At 53.1% G+C, this 19,348-nt stretch carries 18 protein-coding genes; 13 read left to right on the top strand and 5 right to left on the bottom strand.

Features of this window, described 5'->3' with window-relative positions; translation table 11 throughout:
* Positions 1-17 precede the first annotated feature (17 nt).
* The 6 genes from rnr to rplI all read left to right on the top strand — a co-directional run bounded on the left by rnr (position 18) and on the right by rplI (position 4,853).
* Positions 18-2,456, top strand: a complete 2,439-nt coding sequence (gene rnr / locus N7387_RS10875) for a ribonuclease R (RefSeq protein ID WP_279798895.1) — start codon at positions 18-20, stop codon at positions 2,454-2,456.
* Positions 2,457-2,534: 78 nt separating this feature from the next.
* A complete protein-coding gene (gene rlmB / locus N7387_RS10870; protein ID WP_262861147.1) occupies positions 2,535-3,269 on the top strand; it encodes a 23S rRNA (guanosine(2251)-2'-O)-methyltransferase RlmB in 735 nt (244 codons plus the stop codon).
* Positions 3,270-3,420: 151 nt separating this feature from the next.
* The gene (gene rpsF, locus N7387_RS10865) at positions 3,421-3,810 is read left to right on the top strand and encodes a 30S ribosomal protein S6 (protein WP_046894253.1); all 390 of its coding nucleotides are present in this window, start codon (positions 3,421-3,423) and stop codon (positions 3,808-3,810) included.
* A 5-nt stretch (positions 3,811-3,815) separates the two neighbouring features.
* Complete coding sequence (gene priB / locus N7387_RS10860) at positions 3,816-4,133, top strand: primosomal replication protein N (RefSeq protein WP_072056886.1); 318 nt, start codon at positions 3,816-3,818, stop codon at positions 4,131-4,133.
* A 4-nt stretch (positions 4,134-4,137) separates the two neighbouring features.
* Complete coding sequence (rpsR, locus tag N7387_RS10855; protein ID WP_004234502.1) at positions 4,138-4,365, top strand: 30S ribosomal protein S18; 228 nt, start codon at positions 4,138-4,140, stop codon at positions 4,363-4,365.
* A 38-nt stretch (positions 4,366-4,403) separates the two neighbouring features.
* Entirely contained in the window at positions 4,404-4,853 is a 450-nt protein-coding gene (gene rplI / locus N7387_RS10850; RefSeq protein ID WP_025154545.1) for a 50S ribosomal protein L9, read from the top strand.
* Between the two features lie 76 nt (positions 4,854-4,929).
* On the opposite strand, the gene N7387_RS10845 is transcribed toward rplI, so the two are convergent.
* A complete protein-coding gene (locus N7387_RS10845; RefSeq protein WP_279798891.1) occupies positions 4,930-5,523 on the bottom strand; it encodes a LysM-like peptidoglycan-binding domain-containing protein in 594 nt (197 codons plus the stop codon).
* A gap of 217 nt (positions 5,524-5,740) precedes the next feature.
* Between N7387_RS10845 and fklB the strand changes: the two genes are divergently transcribed.
* The 3 genes from fklB (at position 5,741) to N7387_RS10830 (ending at position 7,774) form a co-directional block, all read left to right on the top strand.
* Positions 5,741-6,361 carry an FKBP-type peptidyl-prolyl cis-trans isomerase gene (fklB, locus tag N7387_RS10840; RefSeq protein WP_262861150.1) on the top strand — a complete coding sequence of 207 codons (621 nt, stop codon included), beginning with the start codon at positions 5,741-5,743 and terminating at the stop codon, positions 6,359-6,361.
* 134 nt (positions 6,362-6,495) lie between these two features.
* On the top strand, positions 6,496-7,236 hold the full coding sequence (cysQ, locus tag N7387_RS10835; RefSeq protein ID WP_025154542.1) for a 3'(2'),5'-bisphosphate nucleotidase CysQ: 741 nt from the start codon (positions 6,496-6,498) through the stop codon (positions 7,234-7,236).
* Positions 7,237-7,567: 331 nt separating this feature from the next.
* The gene (locus N7387_RS10830; protein WP_004234508.1) at positions 7,568-7,774 is read left to right on the top strand and encodes a DUF1107 domain-containing protein; all 207 of its coding nucleotides are present in this window, start codon (positions 7,568-7,570) and stop codon (positions 7,772-7,774) included.
* 35 nt (positions 7,775-7,809) lie between these two features.
* On the opposite strand, the gene N7387_RS10825 is transcribed toward N7387_RS10830, so the two are convergent.
* Together N7387_RS10825 and msrA are read right to left on the bottom strand one after the other, a co-directional pair.
* On the bottom strand, positions 7,810-9,180 hold the full coding sequence (locus N7387_RS10825; RefSeq protein ID WP_279798886.1) for a hemolysin family protein: 1,371 nt from the start codon (positions 9,178-9,180) through the stop codon (positions 7,810-7,812).
* Positions 9,181-9,358: 178 nt separating this feature from the next.
* A complete protein-coding gene (msrA, locus tag N7387_RS10820) occupies positions 9,359-10,024 on the bottom strand; it encodes a peptide-methionine (S)-S-oxide reductase MsrA (RefSeq protein ID WP_279798884.1) in 666 nt (221 codons plus the stop codon).
* A 191-nt stretch (positions 10,025-10,215) separates the two neighbouring features.
* On the opposite strand from msrA, the gene N7387_RS10815 reads away from it, so the two are divergent.
* From N7387_RS10815 to N7387_RS10805, 3 genes are read left to right on the top strand one after another with little or no spacing between them, the layout of a single operon-like run.
* Positions 10,216-11,958 carry an autotransporter assembly complex protein TamA gene (locus N7387_RS10815; RefSeq protein ID WP_279798883.1) on the top strand — a complete coding sequence of 581 codons (1,743 nt, stop codon included), beginning with the start codon at positions 10,216-10,218 and terminating at the stop codon, positions 11,956-11,958.
* Positions 11,958-15,728 (top strand): translocation/assembly module TamB, encoded by a 3,771-nt coding sequence (locus N7387_RS10810; RefSeq protein WP_279798882.1) that lies wholly within the window; start codon positions 11,958-11,960, stop codon positions 15,726-15,728. Before N7387_RS10815 ends, N7387_RS10810 begins: the two co-directional genes overlap by 1 nt.
* Before the next feature lie 3 nt (positions 15,729-15,731).
* Positions 15,732-16,094, top strand: a complete 363-nt coding sequence (locus tag N7387_RS10805) for a gamma-glutamylcyclotransferase (protein ID WP_025154537.1) — start codon at positions 15,732-15,734, stop codon at positions 16,092-16,094.
* A gap of 67 nt (positions 16,095-16,161) precedes the next feature.
* Here N7387_RS10805 and ppa read toward each other — a convergent pair whose 3' ends face one another.
* Positions 16,162-16,692, bottom strand: coding sequence for an inorganic diphosphatase (ppa, locus tag N7387_RS10800; protein ID WP_025154536.1), 531 nt, complete (start codon positions 16,690-16,692; stop codon positions 16,162-16,164).
* A 95-nt stretch (positions 16,693-16,787) separates the two neighbouring features.
* Positions 16,788-17,801, bottom strand: a complete 1,014-nt coding sequence (gene fbp / locus N7387_RS10795; protein WP_262882592.1) for a class 1 fructose-bisphosphatase — start codon at positions 17,799-17,801, stop codon at positions 16,788-16,790.
* A gap of 167 nt (positions 17,802-17,968) precedes the next feature.
* Here fbp and mpl point away from each other — a divergent pair, with 167 nt between their 5' ends.
* On the top strand, positions 17,969-19,321 hold the full coding sequence (gene mpl / locus N7387_RS10790) for a UDP-N-acetylmuramate:L-alanyl-gamma-D-glutamyl-meso-diaminopimelate ligase (protein ID WP_279798878.1): 1,353 nt from the start codon (positions 17,969-17,971) through the stop codon (positions 19,319-19,321).
* Positions 19,322-19,348 lie beyond the last annotated feature (27 nt).

Raw genomic sequence — 19,348 nt, 5'->3', positions numbered from 1 at the left:
AAACCACGGAGGATACAATGTCAGTGGAAAAACAATCAAACGACCCTTACCGTGAGCGCGAAGCGGAAAAATATGAATCCCCGATCGCGAGCCGTGAATTTATTCTTGAAACCGTCCGCCGCCACACCAAACCGGTGAGCCGCGACGATATCGCACAGGAACTGGGGATCAGCGGTGAAGAGGCTCAGGAAGCCCTGCGCCGTCGTCTGCGCGCCATGGAGCGTGACGGGCAGCTGGTCTTTACCCGTCGTCAGTGCTACGCACTGCCGGAACGTCTTGATTTAATTAAAGGCACCGTGATCGGCCATCGTGATGGTTTCGGTTTCCTGCGTGTCGAAGGACAAAAAGACGATCTCTACATCCCGCAGGATCAGATGAAATTATGCATCCACGGGGATGTGATCCTGGTTCAGGTGATGGGGGCCGATCGCAAAGGCCGCCGCGAAGCACGCGTTGTGCGTGTCGTTGAGCCGAAAACCGGCCAGATTGTCGGCCGTTACTTTACCGAAGAAGGCATGGGATTTGTCGTGCCGGATGACAGCCGCCTGTGCTTTGATATTCTGATCCCGAAAGAGTCGATTAACGGCGCACGGATGGGGAATATCGTGGTGGCGGAACTGACCCGCCGTCCGGGCAAGCGCGTGCAGGCGCTCGGGGTTATCACTGAAGTGCTGGGCGAGAAAATGGGCACCAGTATTGCGGTGGATATTGCCCTGCGCAAACATGAAATTCCGTTCACCTGGCCTGAACAGGTGGAACGCCAGGTCGCGGATATCCGCGAGGAAGTACCGGAATCCGCCAAAAAAGGCCGTGTTGATTTACGCGACCTGCCGCTGGTGACTATCGACGGCGAAGATGCCCGTGACTTTGATGACGCGGTACACTGCGAAGCCAAACGCGGCGGCGGCTGGCGTCTGTGGGTGGCGATTGCTGACGTCAGTTATTATGTGCGTCCGCAGACGGCGCTGGATGATGAAGCCCGCAGCCGGGGAACCTCAGTTTACTTCCCGTCACAGGTTGTGCCGATGCTGCCGGAAGTCCTGTCGAATGGTGTCTGTTCACTGAACCCGCAGGTTGATCGCCTGTGTATGGTATGTGAAATGACGATTTCGGCGAAAGGTAAGCTTTCCGGTTACCGTTTCTATGAAGCGGTGATGAGTTCCCACGCCCGTCTGACCTACACCAAAGTGTGGAAAATCCTCGAAGGGGATGAAGAGCTGCGCGAACACTACGCGCCGCTGGTCAAACACCTGGAAGAACTGCACAAACTCTATAAAGCACTGGCGGAAGCCCGTGATGAGCGCGGTGCGATTGCTTTTGAATCCGAAGAAGCGAAATTTATTTTCAATGCGGAAAAACGCATTGAGCGTATCGAGCCGGTACTGCGCAACGATGCACACAAACTGATCGAAGAGTGCATGATCATGGCGAACGTTGCGGCGGCACGCTTTGTTGAGAAAAACAACGAACCGGCGCTGTACCGTGTGCATGATCGTCCGAAAGAAGACAGCGTCATCAATCTGCGTACCGTCTTTAATGAGCTGGGGCTGACGCTGCCGGGCGGTCTGACACCGGAGCCGAAAGATTACGCCCGTGTCATGCTGGAAGTGGCGGAGCGTCCTGACCACGAGCTGTTACAGACCATGCTGTTGCGTTCGATGAAACAGGCGATTTATGATCCGGATAACCGCGGCCACTTTGGTCTGGCGTTACCGGCGTATGCTCACTTTACCTCACCTATCCGCCGTTATCCGGATCTGAGCCTGCACCGTGCGATTAAGTACCTGCTGGCAAAAGAGCGCGGCGAGGCGAAATCACAGACCGGTGCATGGCATTATGATATGCAGAGTATGCTCCAGCTCGGTGAACACACCTCCATGACGGAGCGCCGTGCCGATGAAGCCACCCGTGATGTGGCGGACTGGCTGAAGTGCGACTTTATGCAGGATCAGGTGGGGAATGTCTTTACCGGGCTTATCACCAGCGTGACCGGCTTTGGTTTCTTTGTCCGTCTTAATGATCTGTTTATCGATGGCCTGGTACACGTATCAACACTTGATAACGATTACTACCGCTACGATAATGTCGGTCAGCGTCTGATTGGTGAATCGTCCTCGAATGTATACCGCCTGGGTGATGAAGTTGAAATCCGGGTGGAAGCAGTACACATGGATGAGCGCACCATTGATTTCGCGCTGATTTCAACCACCCGCCGTGCCCGTAATGAAGGCAAACCCGCGAGAACCCGGGCAAAAACCGGTGAACGCGGGGACAAGCGCCGGGACGGTAAGAAAGGGGATCCGCGCCGCGACAAAAACTTCGAGCCGGACAGTGCGTTCCGTAAGAAGAAAAAAGAAGACGGCCCGAAAGCCCCGAAAAGCAAGAAATCAGCCCGGACCAAAAAAATCGAGGCCAATATAAAGGCGAAACGCGCGAAGAAAAAAGCCGCGAAGTAACTGCCTTTGGTTTATCTCTTCCCGTAATGAGGCGGTAACGCCTCATTACGCTTATTGTCCCGCAACAAACGGAACGTTATGAGTGAAATTATTTATGGTATCCACGCCGTGGATGCTCTGCTGGCGCGTGATCCCAGCCGTTTTCTCGAAGTCTTTATCTTAAAAGGGCGTGAAGACCGCCGCCTGACCCCGGTTGTGCATGCCCTGGAAGCGGCGGGTGTCCGCGTCCAGATGGCCAGCCGTCAGTGGATGGACAGCCAGACCGAAGGTGCCGTTCATCAGGGCATTATTGCCAAAGTCAAAGGCGGCCGTCAGTATCAGGAGCAGGATCTGCCTGATCTGCTGGCAGAGCATGCAACACCGTTTTTGCTGGTGCTCGACGGTGTGACCGATCCGCATAACCTGGGGGCATGTCTGCGTACTGCAGATGCTGCCGGTGTACACGCGGTGATCATTCCGAAAGACCGCTCCGCACAGCTGAATGCGACGGCGAAAAAAGTCGCCTGTGGTGCGGCAGAAAGCGTACCGCTTATCCGTGTTACTAACCTGGCCCGTACACTGCGTCAGCTTAAAGATGAGAATATCTGGGTTGTCGGCACCGCCGGTGAAGCCACTCATGATCTGTATCAGAGCAAAATGACCGGCCCGGTGGCGCTGGTGATGGGTGCGGAAGGGGAAGGCATGCGCCGTCTGACCCGCGACCTGTGCGATGAACTGATCAGCATTCCGATGGCGGGATCAGTCTCTTCCCTGAACGTCTCGGTGGCAACGGGTGTCTGCCTGTTTGAGGCTGTGCGTCAGCGCGCAAAATAATCCCGCATCACACACTTATTACCTTGTCTTTTGAGGCGGGTGTGAGTATAGTTATACGTCAAATTTTTCAGCCGCACTTAAACAAGTTCCTTGCCTCTCAGGGTTGCGGTTGCCCGGACAGGAGGCTAATAATCCGTAAGGAGCACTACTAATGCGTCATTACGAAATCGTCTTCATGGTTCATCCGGACCAGAGCGAACAAGTACCGGCAATGATCGAGCGTTATAAAACTGCTATTACTAACGCAGAAGGTCAGATCCACCGTCTCGAAGACTGGGGTCGTCGCCAACTGGCTTACCCAATCAATAAACTGCACAAAGCACACTACGTTCTGCTGAACGTTGAAGCTCCGCAGGAAGTGATTGACGAGCTGGAAACTATTTTCCGCTTCAATGATGCCGTTATCCGCAGCATGGTTATGCGCGTTAAGCACGCGGTGACTGAACCTTCTCCAATGGTTAAAGCGAAAGACGAACGTCGCCCGCGCGACATGTCTGACGACGTTGAAGAAAATGATGAAGCTGAGGAAACTGAAGAGTAATAACGGTGTCCGCTAACCGTCTGGTGTTATCCGGCACAGTGTGCAGGGAACCCACCCGGAAAGTCAGCCCGGCCGGAATTCCGCATTGTCAGTTTGTGCTTGAGCACCGCTCACAACAGCAGGAAGCCGGACTTACCCGGCAGGCATGGTGCAGAATGCCCGTGGTTGCCAGCGGACAGACGATCCAAACCATTACTCGCAGTATAACGGTCGGCAGTCAGATAACCGTTCACGGATTCATCAGCACCCATCAGGGGCGAAATGGATTATCGAAACTGGTTCTTCATGCCGAACATATTGAATTGATAGATTCTGGAGACTAGCCATATGGCACGTTATTTCCGTCGTCGTAAATTCTGCCGTTTCACCGCAGAAGGCGTTCAAGAGATTGATTATAAAGACATCGCTACGCTGAAAAACTATATCACTGAAAGTGGTAAAATCGTACCAAGCCGTATCACCGGTACCAGTGCGAAATATCAGCGTCAGCTCGCTCGTGCTATCAAGCGTGCACGCTACCTGTCTTTACTGCCTTACACTGATCGTCATCAGTAATCGGCACAGTCCATTAATGACTTTAAGAGGATAAGGTAATGCAAGTTATTCTGCTTGATAAAGTAGCAAACCTGGGCAGCCTGGGCGACCAGGTAAATGTTAAATCTGGTTATGCACGTAACTTCTTAGTACCGCAAGGTAAAGCAGTTCCTGCAACCAAGAAAAACATCGAATTCTTCGAAGCGCGCCGTGCAGAATTGGAAGCTAAATTAGCTGACGTTCTGGCAGCAGCTCACGCTCGTGCAGAAAAAATCAATGCCCTGGGCGTTGTGACTCTGTCTTCCAAAGCGGGTGACGAAGGTAAACTGTTCGGTTCTGTCGGTACCCGTGACATCGCTGATGCTGTAACTGCAGCAGGCGTTGAAGTGGCGAAAAGCGAAGTTCGTCTGCCAAACGGCGTTCTGCGTACTCTGGGTGATCACGAAGTTCACTTCCAGGTTCACAGCGACGTGTTTGCAGAACTGAATGTGAAGATTGTTGCTGAGTAATCGCTGATTACACGGTAAACATCTTTGAAAGACGCTGGCTCAGGCCAGCGTTTTTTTTATGCGGTAAACACAGAGATTAAGAGCGGCGGTAACTGCCGTCTTTCTGTCGTTTAAAGGTGGCGGACTGCCCGTTAGCCTTATCAATTCTCAGCTCTGAAATGGTTTTTCCTTTCCCGTAAATCACCCGGATTTTATCCCCTGCTTCTACCTGATTCAGTGGTTTTTGCGGGCCTTCAGCGGCGGTCATCCGGAATAAATCATCCACCGGTAAACCTTTGCTGCGGAATACCTGCGCAATCGTCTGACCTTTTTTCACCGTAAACTGTTGTGCCACGAGCTGTCTGTCCGGTGCAGCAGGGGCGGAAGGCGGCGGTTCAGCAGCAGGCGTTGTGGTCTCCGGTTGCGGGGCTGGTTCGGTATTCAGTGCGCCGGGCGGGAGATTATCCGGCAGCGGCAAATCCGGGATACCGGATGATGTCTCCGGTGGTGTGCCGGTCTGCTCAGCGATCAGATCACCCAGCGGATCAGCCGGTGGCGTCAGCGTGATATTCTGAGGCGGAACGGTCACCGGTGGTTTCTGTGCAGCGGGCCAGAAAAACAGGATCAGCATGACAATCAGCGCAATGGCGGCGATAGCGTAAAAATGGCGCTTTGGCAGTAGTCTCATCATAATCTCCCGCTGTTCAGCATGAATCATTATCATCCGGTATTGTTCCAGTGTAGCAGCAGACTTACTGAAATTATTCGGAATTAGTCCTGTTTTATAAATTGATTGCGCTGTTTTCCGGGAATCGCCGTGTTGCATCAGCTTTCACTGATTATCGGGTTTACCGGGGTACATCCTGCTGTTATGCTTGTCTGTCTTACTTATTACTCAGGTATCTCTCATGACACAACCGACTTTTGACACGATGGAAGCACAGGCAAGCTACGGAATCGGCTTACAAATCGGCCAGCAATTACAGGAATCCGGGCTGAGCGGATTAGTACCGGAAGCTATCCTGGCCGGTATCACCGATGCACTGGAAAATAACCAGCCGGCGGTGGCGGTGGATGTTCTGCATCGTGCCCTGCGTGAAATGCATGAGCGTGCTGATGCTGTCCGCAATGAAAAACAGGCTGAACTGGTCAAAGACGGGATACGTTTCCTGGAAGAAAACGCGAAGAAAGACGGCGTTTCCACTACAGAAAGCGGCCTGCAGTTCTCTGTCATTAATCAGGGTGACGGCGCTATCCCGGCCCGTACTGACCGTGTCCGTGTTCACTACACCGGTCGTCTGATCGACGGTACTGTATTTGACAGCTCTGTACAGCGCGGTGAACCGGCTGAATTCCCGGTAAACGGCGTGATCGCAGGCTGGATTGAAGCACTGACCCTGATGCCGGTCGGCTCCAAGTGGGAACTGTATATCCCGAGCAACCTGGCTTATGGTGAGCGCGGTGCCGGTGCAGCGATCCCGCCGTACAGCACACTGGTATTCGAAGTGGAGCTGCTGGAGATCCTGTAATCTCTGTCTGTCAGCAAAAACAGAATATGCGAAATGGCCGGTTTTCACCGGCCATTTTTATTTCTATACTCAGGTCTCCGGAGACGTGAACAGGATTACGCGACTCACTAACCGTTTTGTGAAAGAGGTGAAGGATGCTCAATCAAATTTGTCTGCTGGCCCGGCGGGCGGGCGATGCAATCATGGATATCTACCATCATCCCGACACACTGACCATTTCCGCCAAAGCGGATAACTCCCCCCTGACCGCTGCGGATTTAGCTGCGCACCACATTATTGTGCAGGAATTGAAAGCCCTGACACCGGACATCCCGGTGCTGTCAGAGGAAGATCCGCAGCCGTGGTCTGAGCGGCAGCACTGGACACAATACTGGCTGGTGGACCCGCTCGACGGCACCAAAGAATTCATCAGCCGCAACGGTGAATTTACGGTCAATATTGCCCTGATTTCTGACGGCATACCGGTAATGGGTGTGGTGTATGCCCCGGTACCGGACGTGCTCTATCTGGCAGAAGGCAAACACGCCTGGCGTGAGCGGGGCGGGCAGCGGATGGCGATCAAAGTGGTGAACACGGATCTGCCGATGGTGGTGATCAGCCGCTCACATCAGGATGCGGAACTGGCGGATTATCTGGAGCAGCTGGGGCCGCATGAAACCCGTGCTATCGGCTCATCCCTCAAATTCTGCCTGGTGGCGGAAGGTAAAGCCCAGCTTTATCCCCGTTTCAACCCGACCCACATCTGGGATACAGCAGCCGGACACGCCGTTGCTCTTGCTGCAGGGGCACATATCACGGACTGGAGCGGAAAAACGCTCGACTATACACCGCGTGAATCGCTGATAAACCCGGGATTCCGCGTCAGCAGTTTCTGACTGCCATTTTATTCCTGAATAACAGTGTAATTTGCATGGTTATGCAAATTACACTAATTTTTCCCCGCCTGCTACATTCTGTATCTGCTGACACTAATCCCGGTGTTTCAGCCTCACATTATTTATAAAACTTATAGTAATTATGAGGTTATTATTCCGCTGTTATAGTGTGATAGTGATCGATTTTCACTCTGATTTGTGAAGTAAATCGTAGTGAAGTGTCATTTTATGTAAAAATAGTGATTAAATCATTTGATTAATGAACCCGGGTGGTAGAATTGAGTCATACCTTAGGCATGAAAGAAAAGGTAAAGGGGAGGACATAAGTACGATGAAAATTTTCGCCCGTTACAACCCGGCTCAGATCGCCCGCTACGTGAAAACCTTATTCCGTGGCCGCCTGTATATACAGGGGATGGGCGCGTTTGAATTTGACTACGGCAAGATTTTACCGCCGAAAATCAGAGACAAACGCCACCTGAGTGCAATGAGTGAAATTAATCAGCAGGTATCGTTGCTGCAGGCGCAGCTGGCATAAATTACAATACCTGACTGATTGAAGAAGGGTTAGTTTTACGGTTTTTGGTGCTGTTCGCCGTGTGCCACGTCAGACTGACCCTCTTTACTGCTTTCCGCGGCTGACGGACGCGGGACAACCGGTACATCCGGGATCCGTGTAACCAGCAGCTGGTCAATCTTGTAGTTATCGATATCCACCACTTCAAATTTATAGCCTGAGAATTTCACGGAATCTGTCCGTTTCGGGATACGGCGCAGTTTGTACATCAGGAACCCGGCGATGGTTTCGTAGTTGCTGTCATCCGGGAAATCATCGATATCCAGCACCCGCTGCACATCCTCAATCGGGGTACCGCCCTCAATCAGCCAGGAATTTTCATCACGGGCGACAATCTGCTCTTCCTGTCCCTGACCGACCAGATCCCCCATCAGGGTAATCATCACGTCATTGATAGTGATAACACCCATCACCATGGCGTATTCATTCAGAATTATAGCGAAGTCTTCCCCGGCATTCTTAAAGCTCTCCAGCGTGTCTGACAGGCTCAGGGTATCCGGGATCATCAGTGCCGGGCGGATCTGGACACCTTCGTGCAGATTCAGGCTCTGGCCGTTCAGCACGCGGTTGAGCAGATCTTTGGAATCGACATAACCGAGCACATGATCCAGCCCGCCGTCGCACACCAGGAATTTCGAGTGCGGCTGCGTGGAGATCTTCTCTTTGATACTTTCTTCGTTTTCCTGCTTGTCGAAATAGACCACGCTCTCACGGGAGGTCATGGCGGACGGCACGGTACGGGATTCCAGCTCAAACACGTTTTCGATCAGTTCGTGTTCCTGCTTGCGCAGCACACCGGCGACCGCACCCGCTTCCACCACCGCGTAAATATCATCTGAGGTGATATCTTCATTTCGCGCCAGCGGAATTTTGAATAATTTGAAGAACAGATTGGATAACCCGTTAAACAACCAGGCCAGCGGGCGCAGTATCGTCAGGCAAAAACGCATCGGCTGGACAATCCGGATGGCGACCGCTTCCGGTTTGATCATGCCGAGACGTTTCGGAGTCAGATCCGCCAGCAGGATAAACATGGAGGTCACAATGATAAATGACAGTACTGAACCGAGCTGCTGTGCGGCGGCATCAGCCATAAAATTGCCGAACAGGGTGCGCAGCGCCGGTGAAAAGGCGGATTCACCGACAATACCGGCGAGGATCGCCACGGCATTCAGACCGATTTGCACCACGGTGAAGAACATCCCCGGTGCTTCCTGCAAACGGAGCACATGGGCGGCATTGGTATTGCCTTCGTCAATCATGACTTTGAGTTTGATACGCCGCGAGGCGGCCAGTGATATTTCAGATAACGAAAAGAATGCGCTGATCGCGCACAGTAACAGGACGATTAATAAACTATTTAACATATAAGTTCCGAATGGCCGGCACGATTGCCTCTGGGCGCGCTGTTGTTGATTATGCGTGGCGACCGGTTATTTTAGATATATAGAGCATAAGTATCGGATATTAAAAAAGAAAGGCGCACAGAACATCCAATTTGTCTGTGCGCGGATGTGCAGTATAGCACCGGAAGGGGAAAAGCGGCTAGTTTCTCAGCGAAGGCGGCAGGCAAACACCGATCCCGCCGAGTCCGCAGTAGCCTTCCGGGTTCTTATCCAGGTATTGCTGGTGGTAATCCTCCGCCACATAAAACGGGCCGAGCGGGCGGATAGCCGTGGTGATACTGCGGCTGTCGTGACTCTCATTCATCGCCTGCTGATACTGCTCACGTGAGGCAAGGGCCTGCACGCGCTGGCTGTCAGACTGAGTGTAAATTGCCGAACGGTACTGTGAGCCGATATCGCCGCCCTGTTTCATGCCCTGGGCCGGATCGTGGTTTTCCCAGAACAGACGCAGCAGATCGGCGTAGCTGATAACGGACGGGTCGTAGACCACGCGGACAGCTTCAGCATGACCGGTGTTGCCGGTGCAGACACCGTCATAGGTCGGGTTCTTTGTCGTACCACCCGTATAACCGGCGGTGGTGCTGTACACGCCCGGCTGCTGCCAGAACAGGCGCTCCACGCCCCAGAAGCAGCCCATGGCGAAATATGCGGTATCAAAGCCGTCAGGTACATGGTTCACATCATGGCCGGTTACGGTATGGCGCGGGCTGATGCTCAGTGCCACGGCGCTGTCAGGCAGTGCATCAGCGGCGGAAACAGGAGATACAACAGTATCCTGCGGGTATTGAGTGGTGTTTTGTGTCATTTGCGGTGGCTCCTGTTTAAGAATAATCGGTGCATTATCAGCAGATTTCAGGTTATTTATCTTATGTATCTATAGTAAACTTCAAATAATTTTCATTTATACCCTTATTCATTCACATTGCAGGTTCGTTGGCTGTATTCTGAATGAATAAAGGTATATCTCAGTCAAATCTCAGAAATTCAGGAGTTGATGTGATCCGGTACCCTCTTGTTTGTGTTGTCGCTGTGTCTCTCACATCCCCTCTGGCCTATAGTGCAAATCTTCGCTTAAAAGTGGAAGGGCTCGACGGGCAACTTGAAAAAAATGCAAGAGTCCAGCTTTCCACTATCACGACCGATGAAGTCGTGGCTGACGGCCGTTTTCGTGCCCGGGTGGAAAAAGCCATCAAAGAAGGGCTTCGTCCGCTGGGGTATTATGAGCCGGTGATCACCTTTGATTATCAGGACAACGCACCGCCTGCGCGTCCGGTGTTGTATGCCCGTGTCGTCCCGGGGGAACCGGTTAAAATTGCCGGGGTGACCGTGGATATCGAAGGTGCGGCAAAAAAGGATCCCGCATTCAAAAAATTCATTACTAAAAATACACCTGAAACCGGGACTGTCGTCAATCACGGCGAGTATGAAAGTTTTAAAAGCGGATTATCCGGGCTTGCCTTAAAACGCGGTTATTTTGATGCGGAGATGGAAAAAAGCCAGCTCGGTATTGCGCTTTCCCGTCACGCGGCTTACTGGGATTTTGTGTTCAACAGCGGCAAACGATACCGTTTCGGTAAAGTGAATTACCAGGGCTCGCAAATCAGCGATGCCTATCTGGAAGGTTTGGTACCGTTTAAAGAGGGCGATTACTACACCTCGGAACAACTGGCTGAATTTAACCGTCTGCTGGCGGAAACCGGCTGGTTTCAGTCCGCGATCGTCACCCCGGACATTGCAAAAGCGCGGGAGGATAACAGCGATTATCTGACTATGGACGCCTCATTTACGCCGCGTGCGCAAAACTTCGTTGAGCTGGGAGGCGGTTTTGCCACCGATGTGGGGCCGCGTGTTCAGGCGAAATGGAATAAGCCGTGGGTGAACTCAAGAGGCCACAGTCTGACCTCCAGTATCAGCCTGTCCGCCCCGGAACAGATCATTGATACCTCATACCGTATCCCGCTGAAGGTTAATCCGATTGAGCAGTACTACGCCGTCTCCGGCGGGTATAAGCGTACCGATCTGAACGATACCAAAGCCGATACCGCGACAGTCAGTGTTTCCCGTAACTGGGATTTATCCACCGGCTGGCAGTACGGTATCAATATGCGCTGGAGTCTCAGTCACTTTACCCAGGCGGATATCACCAACACCACTATGCTGCTCTATCCGGGGGTGAATGTCAGCCGTGTCCGTTCGCGGGGCGGGATGATGCCGTCGTGGGGGGACAGTCAGCGCTACTCAGTGGATGTTTCCAATGAAATGTGGGGCTCGGATGTGGATTTTTCCATTTTCCGTGCCCGTAACGTCTGGATACGAACACCGTGGGATGGGCACCGTTTTGTGATGCGCGGCAATCTCGGCTGGATTGAAACCAATAATTTCGACAAGGTCCCACCGGATCTGCGTTTCTTCGCCGGTGGCGACGGCAGTATCCGGGGTTACCGTTACAACAAAATCTCACCGGAGGATGCTGACGGCAAACTGACCGGTGGCTCGCGGATGGTGGTCGGCTCACTGGAATACCAGTACAACGTGACCGGCGACTGGTGGGGGGCGGTATTTGTGGACAGCGGTGAAGTGGTGAATGATATCAAGCGGAGTAATTTCAAAACCGGTGCCGGTGTCGGGGTACGCTGGGCATCACCGGTCGGGCCGATCAAATTTGACCTTGCGGCACCGGTCGGGGATGACCAGACGAAAAATATCCAGTTTTATATCGGCTTGGGGGCAGAACTCTGATGAAATGGCTGAAGTATCTGAAATGGCCGGCAATCATTCTGCTGGTACTCATTCTGCTGATTGGCGGCACACTCGGTTGGGTCCTGGGCACACAGTCCGGCCTGCATTTTGCGCTGAATCTGGCGCCACGTGTGGTTTCCGGCCTGGCTATTGGTCAGGTTGAGGGGGATCTGCGTAATCTGACCCTGAAGCAGGTGAAATACACCATGCCGGGTATTGATGTCAGCGTGGATAAGGTGAACCTGGCGTTGCGCCTGAGCTGCCTGAAAGACATGACACTCTGCGTTGAAAACCTCAGCACGGATGGCACGCGGGTTGCTGTTGATACGGCAAAACTGCCGCCGTCAGAAGAAACCCCGCCGTCAGAGCCGCTGACGGAGCTGAATGCACCACTGACCATATTCCTGGATTCTCTCTCCGTGACCAATACACAGGTCACCGTGGACGATATGGCGGTAAATCTGGACACCTTCCGCACCGCCATGACCTGGCAGGGCGACCAGCTGACCCTGAAACCCACGGTGATTAATGCCCTTTCCGTTGTGCTGCCGAAAAGTGATCCGGCTGCGGCAGAAGAACCGGCACCGGCAACGGATGCACCGGAGAAGCCGTTAGGTGAAACCATCAGTGAGATTTTTGCTCAGCCGATGCTGGCAGAACTGCCGGAGGTTATTCTGCCGCTGAATATTTCAGTGGAAGGTATTTCCGGTGAGAACTGGCAGGTGAGCGGTGATACGCCGGTAACGCTCAATTCCCTGCACCTGGCGCTGTTTAACAAAGGTCAGGTGCTGACCCTCAGCGATCTGTCTGCGGATGCACCGCAGGGCAATATTGTGGTCAGCGGGGAAGTGGCGCTCAGTGAAAAATGGCCGGTGGCGTTGTCGGTGAAAGGTCATGTCCGTGATTTTGAGGAATTCAGCGGGCAGGATCTCGACCTTACCCTGAACGGCGGGCTGCTGGATGAGCTGAAACTGGCACTGGCACTGAAAGGGCCGGTCAATGCCACGCTGGATGCACAAACCAACCTGACACAGGCTGATCTGCCGCTGCTGCTGACCCTGGAGAGTCAGAAAGTCAGCTGGCCGCTGACCGGTGAGGCGGATTATCAGCTTGATGGCGTGAAACTGCGCCTTAACGGAAAAGTGAGCGGTTACGATCTCTCCCTGCGTTCGGATATCAAAGGAAAGGACATCCCGCCTGCGCTGCTGACCCTGGATGCGAAAGGGAATACTGAACAGCTCAATCTCACCCGGCTGCGCCTGAATGCGTTACAGGGCTTTGCGGAAGTGACCGGGGTGGCGGACTGGCAGAAAGCCATCAGCTGGCAGGCTGTCCTGACGCTCTCCGGCCTGAACACGGCGAAAGCCTATCCGGAGTGGCCGGCCAAAGTGGACGGCAAAATCAGTACCCGGGGCAGTTTGTACGGCGGTAACTGGGAGCTTGAAATCCCGGATATCACCCTTGACGGTAAAGTGAAGACCTATCCGCTGAAAGCGCGCGGTAATGTGAAAGGTAACGCGGGCGGCCAGTGGACGATCCCGGATCTGAAACTGGCGCTGGGTAACAATAAACTGGACGTGCGGGGCGAGCTGGCGGATAACTGGAAGCTGGATGCGGATATCAATGCACCGGCGCTCGGCGGCCTGGTTCCGGGGCTGGCGGGAACCATCAAAGGGAAGCTCAATGTTCGCGGTAATATGGAAAAACCACAGATCCTTGCCGATCTGGTCGTCAGCAACCTGAAATGGCAGAACGACCTATCGGTGGCGAATGCGAAAATCAAAGGGGATATCACCTCCGCAGAGCAGATCAAAGGTCAGCTGGATGTGACCGTGAATCAGCTGAAACAGGCTGATCTGGTGATCAGCAATCTGACCCTGAATGCCAAAGGCACCGAAGCACAGCACCAGCTGAAACTGACCATGAAAGGCGAGCCGGTCTCGGCACAGCTGATGCTGAACGGCGGGTTTGACCGCAAAACCGAAACCTGGAAAGGGACGCTGAATAATACCCGCTTTGACACACCGGTGGGTGAGTGGTCACTCAGCAAGGCAATGGCGCTGACCTATCTGAATGAAAAACAGGAAGTGACCATCGGCACCCATTGCTGGGTGAATCCGGATGCCCGAATCTGTGTACCGAAACCGATCACTGCCGGAGCTTCCGGTAATGCATCGGTTGCCCTTGAACGTTTTGATCTGGCGATGATTAAACCGTTCCTCGGCCAGGATACCCGGCTGGACGGTGTATTCAGCGGTAATGCCAATGTCCGCTGGTTTGCGGACGGTTCACAGCCGGTGGTGGATGCATCTCTGAAAGGCAACGGCGTGAAAGTGGTGCAGAATCTCGACGGCACAAATCTGCCGGTCGCATTTGACACCCTGACCATGACCGCCGCCATGAAGAACGGCAAACTCAATCTTCAGTGGCTGATTGCTATCGCCGGTAACGGGAAGATTAACGGTAATGTCCAGATTTCTGATCTGGAGAAACGCCGCCAGCTGAGCGGGAATGTCGGCATCGATAATATCTCGCTGGATCTGCTGAAACCGCTGCTGGGCAAAGGCGATAAAGCCACCGGACGGCTGAACGCAGGCCTGCGTCTGGGCGGTAATGCCGCGTCGCCGCTGCTGTTTGGTCAGCTGGGATTATCGGATCTCGCGGTCAGCGGTCGTCTGCTGCCGTTTGATATCACGACCGGCGGGCTGACGGTTAATTTCGATGGCGCCCGTTCTGATCTGAGCGGAAACATCAAAACGCCGGAAGGGTATCTCAACCTCAGCGGTAACGCGGACTGGCGCAGAATGGATGCCTGGAGTGCGAAGATTTTCGCGCAGGGTGACAAACTGCGCGTTTCTCTGCCGCCGATGATCCGGATTGATGTCAGCCCGGATCTGATCTTTGAGGCGACACCGTCGATGCTGAAACTGGACGGGACGGTGAATATTCCGTGGGCACGGATTACCGTGCATGAAGTCCCGGATTCCGCTGTCAGCGCCACATCCGACGAAGTGATGCTGGATGACAACTTACAGCCAATCCGTGAGAAACAGACCAGCATTCCGATCCTGAGTAATCTGCGGATCCATATCGGTGATGATGTGCTGCTGGATGCCTTCGGCCTGAAAGCAAGACTGACCGGGGATTTGAAAGTCGCTCAGGATAAACAGGGACTGGGACTTAACGGACAGGTGGATATTCCGCAAGGGCGCTTCCATGCTTACGGGCAGGATCTGCTGGTGCGCAAAGGTCAGATCCTGTTCTCCGGTCCGGCTGACCAGCCGTTCCTTAATCTGGAAGCGATCCGTAACCCGGATAACACCGCCGACGGCGTGATTGCGGGTGTCCGCGTGACCGGGCTTGCTGACAGACCGAAAGTGGAAATATTTTCAGATCCGGCCATGTCCCAGGAAAATGCGCTCTCTTACCTGTTGCGTGGTGAGGGGCTGGATTCCGGTGATGCAGACAGTTCGCAGATGACATCCATGCTTATCAGTCTCGGGGTGGCACAAAGCGGGCAGTTAGTCGGAAAAATTGGTGAAACATTCGGTATTTCGGATCTGGCACTGGATACCCAGGGCGTGGGCGATAAGTCGCAGGTTGTGGTCAGCGGTAAGATAACCAATGATCTGCAGGTAAAATATGGTGTCGGTATATTTGACTCTTTAGCAACCTTAACGTTACGCTATAGGTTAATGCCCAGGTTATATCTGGAAGCGGTGTCTGGTCTTAACCAGGCGATCGATCTGCTTTATCAGTTTGAGTTTTAATATATGCGAGTGATCGTTTATGGCAGTTTGCGGCAGAAACAGGGCAACCATCATTGGATGACCTATGCCGCCCTGCTGGGAGAATATACGCTTGAAGGCTATGACCTGTATGATTTGGGACACTATCCTGCGGTGGTACCGGGAACCGGTTCGATCGAATGTGAAGTGTACCGGATCTCCTCGTCGATCCTGACTGAGCTGGATGAATTAAAAAAAGATGGTCAGGATTACCGGCGTGAACTGGTTTCAACGCCTTACGGCAGTGCCTGGATTTACTTATATCAGCGTCCGGTGGACGGACTGGTGAAGATAAACAGCGGTGACTGGCTGAAACGGCACGAGGCAGAAGACCCGGAAAGCGAATGATTTCCCTGTGAATAAAAAAACCGCTGTGAAAACAGCGGTTTTTTTTGTCTCTGAAACGGACTGCGGATTATTTTTTCGCGGCGCGTTCGAAAGAAGCAATGATTTCAGCTTTAGCGGCGGCGGCATCTTCCCAGCCGTCAACTTTCACCCATTTGCCTTTTTCGAGATCTTTGTAGTGCTCGAAGAAGTGGGTGATCTGTGCTTTCAGCAGCTCAGGCAGATCGTTCACATCGTTGATGTGATCGTATTCTTTGCTCAGTTTGGTGTGCGGAACCGCAACCAGTTTGGCATCTTCACCGGATTCGTCGGTCATTTTCAGCACGCCGACAGGACGGCAGCGGATCACTGAACCCGGCTGTAACGGATACGGCGTCGGGACCAGCACGTCTACCGGGTCACCATCCAGAGATAAGGTGTGGTTGATGTAACCGTAGTTGCACGGGTAGAACATGGCGGTTGACATGAAACGGTCAACAAACAGTGCGCCGGATTCTTTATCAACTTCGTATTTAATCGGATCTGCGTTGGCAGGGATTTCGATAACGACATAGATATCTTCTGGCAGCTCTTTACCTGCCGGAACATTATTCAGGCTCATGAACGGATTCCTTAATCTTCAGAACAAATAGCGTGGCGGATATTATAACGAAAAAAAGGCGGTGGTATACCGCCTTTTCCTTCTCTTACTGTTGGTTACTTCCCGTTTTCGTCCGGGAATTCCGCCATAAAGCTTTCTGCTTTCTCGACCATGGCGCGGGTACCGACAAAGTACGGCGAACGCTGGTGGAGTTTTTCCGGAATGATATCGAGGATACGGTTTTTACCGTCACTCGCTTTACCGCCTGCCTGTTCCGCGAGGAATGACATCGGGTTGCACTCGTACAGCAGGCGCAGTTTGCCGCTCGGATGGCTTGCGGTGCTCGGGTAGATGTAGATCCCGCCCTTGAGCAGGTTACGGTGGAAATCCGCTACCAGAGAGCCGATATAACGGGTGGTGTACGGGCGATCTGTCGCAGGATCTTCTTCCTGACAGTATTTGATGTATTTTTTCACGCCGACAGGGAAACGGATGTAGTTCCCTTCGTTGATGGAATACATTTTGCCGTTTTCCGGGAATTTCATATCGGCCTGACACAGGCAGAACACACCCAGAGACGGGTCATAGGTGAAGGCGTGAACACCGTTGCCGGTGGTGTAAACCAGCATGGTGGACGAGCCGTACACCACATAACCGGCAGCAACCTGACGGTTACCCGGCTGGAGGAAGTCAGCTTCGGTGACCGGCTGGCCCAGCGGAGTGATACGGTGATAAATAGAGAAAATAGTACCGACTGACACATTCACATCAATGTTGGATGAGCCGTCGAGCGGATCCATCAGAACCACATATTTGGCGTTTTCCGCACGGCCGCCCTCAAAAACAACAATGTCGTCTTCTTCTTCGGAGGCAATACCGGCAACTTCACCACGGGCTTTCAGCGCGGCTTTCAGTTTCTCGTTGGCATAGAGATCCAGTTTCATCTGGACTTCGCCCTGCACGTTAGAGATACCATTAGTACCAAGGATATCAACCAGCCCGGCTTTGTTAATATCACGGTGAATAATCTTAGCGCCTAACTTAATCGCGGAGAGGAGTGCAGTCAGTTCTCCGGTGGCGTGAGAAAAGTCCTGCTGTTTTTCGACGATAAATTCGCCTAATGTTTTCATGACGTACGTCCTGAAGTGGGTGAAATAAAAGTATTACGAAAGCGGTTGCCCGTAAACGCGGGTGCAAGTTTAGCCAAAGAAAATCATAATTGATAGGCTAATCCGTTTCAGTTCTTTTGAGAGATGGTTAGAATAGTGACCAACGTCATGCTATTGGATAAAAAATAATGCATATTCATATTCTCGGTATCTGCGGTACCTTCATGGGCAGCCTGGCTATCCTGGCCCGCGCACAGGGGCACAAAGTGACCGGTTCGGATCAGAATGTCTACCCGCCGATGAGTGATTTACTGACAGAGCAGGGGATCGAACTGATTCAGGGGTACGACCCGGCTCAGCTGACGCCGCGCCCGGATATGGTGGTGATCGGCAATGCCATGAAACGCGGAAACCCGTGTGTTGAGGCGGTGCTGAACCAGGGGATCCCTTACACCTCCGGTCCGCAGTGGCTGCATGACCATGTATTACCGGAGCGCTGGGTGCTGGCGGTTGCCGGGACTCACGGCAAAACCACCACCGCCGGTATGCTGGCGTGGATTCTGGAAGACTGCGGCTATCAGCCGGGCTTTCTGATCGGCGGTGTCCCGGGGAACTTTGATGTTTCCGCCACGCTGGGTAACAGCCCGTTCTTTGTTATCGAAGCGGATGAATATGATTGTGCATTCTTTGATAAACGCTCAAAATTCGTGCATTACAGCCCGCGTACGCTGCTGCTTAACAACCTCGAGTTTGATCACGCGGATATCTTTGAAAACCTCGCCGCAATTGAAAAACAGTTCCATCATCTGGTGCGCGTGGTACCGGGTGACGGCAAAATTATCGCCCCGGCGCAGGATGCTAATCTGAAACAGGTGCTCAGTATGGGCTGCTGGAGTGAGGAAGAGTACACCGGCGACAACGCCCGCTGGCAGGCAGAGAAAGTCACCAATGACTGCGCTGAGTTTGATGTGCGCTATGACGGTGAAATCAGCGGTCGTGTGACCTGGGGACTGGTGGGTGAGCATAATATGCAGAACGCCCTGATGGCGGTGGCTGCCGCACATCACGTTGGTGTACCGGTGGCGGAAGCCTGCCGTGCGCTGGGCAAATTTATCAACGCCCGCCGCCGCCTTGAGCTGCGCGGTGAGGTGAACGGTATCAGTGTTTATGATGACTTTGCGCATCACCCGACCGCGATTCTGGCCACATTACAGGAGCTGCGCAGTAAAGTCGGCGGTACGGCCCGCATCCTCGTGGTTCTGGAGCCGCGTTCGAACACCATGAAAATGGGGATCAGCAAAGATGATATCGCGCCTGCGCTGGGGCGTGCGGATGAAGTCTTTATCTTCCAGCCGGCGAATATTCCGTGGCTGGTCAGTGAAATTACCGAGCGCTGTGTACAACCGGCATACTGGACCGGTGACCAGGATACACTGGTCAATATGGTGGCTGAACATGCACAGCCGGGGGATCATATCCTGGTAATGAGCAACGGCAGCTTCGGCGGTATCCACGATAAGTTGCTGGAAAAGCTGAAGTAATCTGAGAAGACATAAAAAACCGCGTGG

The sequence above is a fragment of the Morganella sp. GD04133 genome (assembly GCF_029835375.1).
Classification (GTDB): Bacteria; Pseudomonadota; Gammaproteobacteria; order Enterobacterales; family Enterobacteriaceae; genus Morganella; species Morganella morganii_B.
This window is presented reverse-complemented; position numbering and strand designations above follow the sequence as displayed.